Raw genomic sequence first — 3,434 nt, forward strand, 5'->3', positions numbered from 1 at the left:
TTTTTGAAAATGGATTCCCGTTTTCACGGGAATGACAAGAAATGGTATTTTGCGCCCATCTGTGTCATTCCTGCGTAAGCAGGAATCCAGAAAGTGCGAAACCATAGCATCTACGTATCTTGTCATAAAAGATTGTGTCCTGTCAATCATGCCCGGCATCAAGGCATTAACCAACCTCTTACGAAATAGAAGACCCCGATACTGCCTACCAGCATCCCAACTATCCATAGCGGTTTCTTTTTCAGCAACGCCGAAATGGACGACAACAGTATTGCAACCTGCAGGAATATCACTGCCATGCCAAAGGCCTTTGAATGCTTTCTGGCGTTGTCTCTGATGGCTTCAAGGTCTCTGGCATCTTTTTCTATTTTGTTTTTTTCGTCGATGTACTTTTTGATCTTTTGGTCGTAGGTTGCGATCCTCTGCTCATAATCTTTGACGAGACTGGCAGGGAGTACTTGTCTTTTTTCCATGAGATCGATTTCGAAGCGTTCTTTCTGTGTTTCGTAGAGGTATTGTTTAACGCTTTTTGCCTGATAATAGGCCCATTGGTCAGATGCCTGCGACTGTGTCAGTACGGAGAGGGTCGAAAACCCTCCACCCTTAAACGTTGACAGCGTGGCACACACGGCCAGTATGACCGTGGAAAGTGCGAGGTAATTTAACCAGGGTTCTTTTTTTTCTTCTGCCATAGCGCTGTTGCTGATGCCCTCCTGTCTGCTATCTTTCGTTCTTGAGCTTTGCCAGGAGTCTGATGATTTCGATGTATAGCCAGATCAGCGTGACCATCAGAGCAAAAGCGCCGTACCATTCCATGTACTTTGGTTGTCGGTTGTATACTGCCCCTTGGATCATGTCAAAGTCCAGGACGAGGTTCAGCGCCGCGATGATTACCACAACAACGCTGAAGGCAATGCCGATGATGCCGCTACCGAAAATCTGCGGGATATGCACGCCAAACAACCCCAGCACAAAGGACACCATATAGACAAGAAAGATTGCGCCTGTGGCGGCAACAATGCCTGTTCTTAGTTTGTCCGTCACCCTGATCATGCCGGTCTTGAATGCAAAGAGCATCACCCCCAGGGTTCCGAATGTGAGAAAGACGGCCTGAAAGGCAATTCCCGTATAACGAGCCTCAAAGATTGCCGACAGCCCCCCCAGCACCAACCCCTCAAGGAGTGCGTACAACGGAGCCGTTACCCCTGCCCAGTTGGCCTTAAACATCGTAACCACCGCCACAATCAGACCACCGATTGTCCCAATTGCAAGCCACGGCATCACGGCCCCCTGGCCAACACTGTGGGAGAGACGCCAGCACCACGTTGCCGTAAGCATGATAAGCAGCAGCAGTATTCCCGTCTTGTTTATCGTCCCCTGGATGGTCATCGTCTCATCGTAGGGGGATGCCATCGCCTTGGCCCTTAGCTCTAACTTACCCAGGGCAGGGTTTGAAGTTGTCATCGCATACCTCCTGATTTGTGCATTTTTAGCTTGTACGTTACTATATCTTTGTTACCAAATATTATTATAGCATATCCGCCAATAACGTTGCACATGGTCTGTAAAGAAAAAAATCACTTGCTTATAAGAATTATGTTTACTTTATATATTCCGACATGTTAAACTGTAATCGTTGTTATGACGAGTAATATGACAATAAAAAGGATACCCGTAGTAGTGCGTTTGTTGGACATAATAAACGCACACAGGGAATTCCCCGCCATGTCGCGGACAATCACGCTTGTGAGCAAGCAGACCGCAACCGGCAGCGATGCCTCGGTCACGGAACTGACCAACACCATCCTGGATGACTTCGCCCTGTCCAACAAGCTGCTGCGGATGGTCAACACAGCGGCCTATATCAAGTATCACGGAGCCGGAAGGATCACCACGGTCTCCCGTGCCGTCTACATACTTGGATTTCACCACGTAAGGGATGCGGCGTTGTCGCTGCTGCTCTTTGAACAAATAAAGAACAAGGCCCTGGCCATGGAGCTGAGGGAGTCTTTTGTGATGTCCTTTATGAGCGGCGTGATAGCAAAGGAGATGGGCAAGAAGTTAGGCGTCCATGACGTAGAGGAGGCATTTATATGTTCGATGTTTCACGACCTCGGAAAGCTGCTGACCAGGTTTTATTTACCCGACGAACAGAGAAAGATAAAAGACCTTGCCGTTACCCAAAGCGCCACGGAAGATGAGACGGCGCCATCGGTCATAAATGCCTCATACGATACAGTCGGCATGGAGGTTGCCAAACACTGGAACTTCTCCGATAACATTGTGCATTGTATGCACAAGATACCACTGTACAAGCTCACCAAACCCAAGACCGACCTGGAGACCATCAGGTGTCTCGTACTGTTCTCCAACAAACTGTGCGAACTGATAAACAAGACAAAGCCCAACTCCGAAGACTGGAAAAAGGCCCTGGATACCTTTAAACATCGCTTTGATACCTGCTTCAAGGCTGACGAAAAGATGATCTCTGATGTGATGGAAGCCTCATTTAACGAGGTAAAGTCATACTGTGACAACTTCAATCTGAGCATGGGACACAGCCACTTCCTGCAGAACCTGGAGTTTGTCGTAAAGGGTCAGGATGCGGCAGGCAAGGGTAAAAAACATGCCGAGCCTGGTGCAAGAAGCCCGATGCAGATACTTGACGGTCTGCTTGATAACGAGGAGGAAAGCTCCGAGGTCATGACTCCCGAGGACGTCCTTGCCAAGGGCATACTGGAGATAGCCAATGCCCTGCTTGAGAGCTTTTCGTTAAATGACATATTGCGGATGATCCTGGAGGTCTTGTACCGCGGAATGGAGTTTACGCGCGTTGTCATCAGCATAAGAAGCCCGAAGGAGCCATACATGGAAGGTCGCTTTGGTTTTGGGCAGAGCATAGACAAGCTGGTCAAGGGATTTCGGTTCCAGGTTGAAAAGACCTCCGAGGACGTCTTTAACATATCCCTGAGCAGAGATTCAATCGTCCTGATCAACAACGTCCATGACGTGGAGGTGCAATCGTGCATACCCACGTGGTTGCGCACAGTGTTCAATGCCAATACGTTTATAGTGATCCCCATTACATTGCGCAAGGCCCCGATAGCATTGATCTATGGCGACTGGGTAAGTGTCGATCCCAAGGCGCTGCATCCCAAGCGTCTCAGATACGTCAAGACGCTCCGAAATCAGGCCATGCTGGCCATCAAACACTCCATGTAATGCCCGCAGTGAGGGATGCCTTGTCTGGGTAATCATCGCTGTAAAGACAGGGTACGTTTTGGTACAATATGGAAGTATCCTCTTAAAAAAGCAGGGTAAAAATTTTTTTCACGGTTAAAAGGCATGGATTCCTGCTTTCGCAGGAATGACAGTTACAGGCGTTTTCCAAGTGTGTCATTCCTGGCTTGACCAGGAATCCATGATGCATAAAA

General features: G+C 48.5%; 3 protein-coding genes. 1 reads left to right on the forward strand and 2 read right to left on the reverse strand.

Features of this window, described 5'->3' with window-relative positions; genetic code table 11:
- Positions 1 to 158 precede the first annotated feature (158 nt).
- Positions 159 to 692, reverse strand: coding sequence for a DUF4337 domain-containing protein (locus HWQ67_RS14775; RefSeq protein WP_218253458.1), 534 nt, complete (start codon positions 690 to 692; stop codon positions 159 to 161).
- Between the two features lie 28 nt (positions 693 to 720).
- Positions 721 to 1,464, reverse strand: coding sequence for a Bax inhibitor-1/YccA family protein (locus HWQ67_RS14780; protein WP_218253459.1), 744 nt, complete (start codon positions 1,462 to 1,464; stop codon positions 721 to 723).
- A 189-nt stretch (positions 1,465 to 1,653) separates the two neighbouring features.
- Here HWQ67_RS14780 and HWQ67_RS14785 point away from each other — a divergent pair, with 189 nt between their 5' ends.
- Positions 1,654 to 3,222: an HDOD domain-containing protein gene (locus HWQ67_RS14785; protein WP_218253460.1), complete on the forward strand. Its 1,569-nt coding sequence runs from the start codon at positions 1,654 to 1,656 to the stop codon at positions 3,220 to 3,222.
- The last annotated feature ends 212 nt before the right edge of the window (positions 3,223 to 3,434 follow it).

It is taken from the genome of Candidatus Magnetobacterium casense, from assembly GCF_019173545.1.
In the GTDB taxonomy this organism is placed as follows: Bacteria; Nitrospirota; Thermodesulfovibrionia; order Thermodesulfovibrionales; family Magnetobacteriaceae; genus Magnetobacterium; species Magnetobacterium cryptolimnobacter.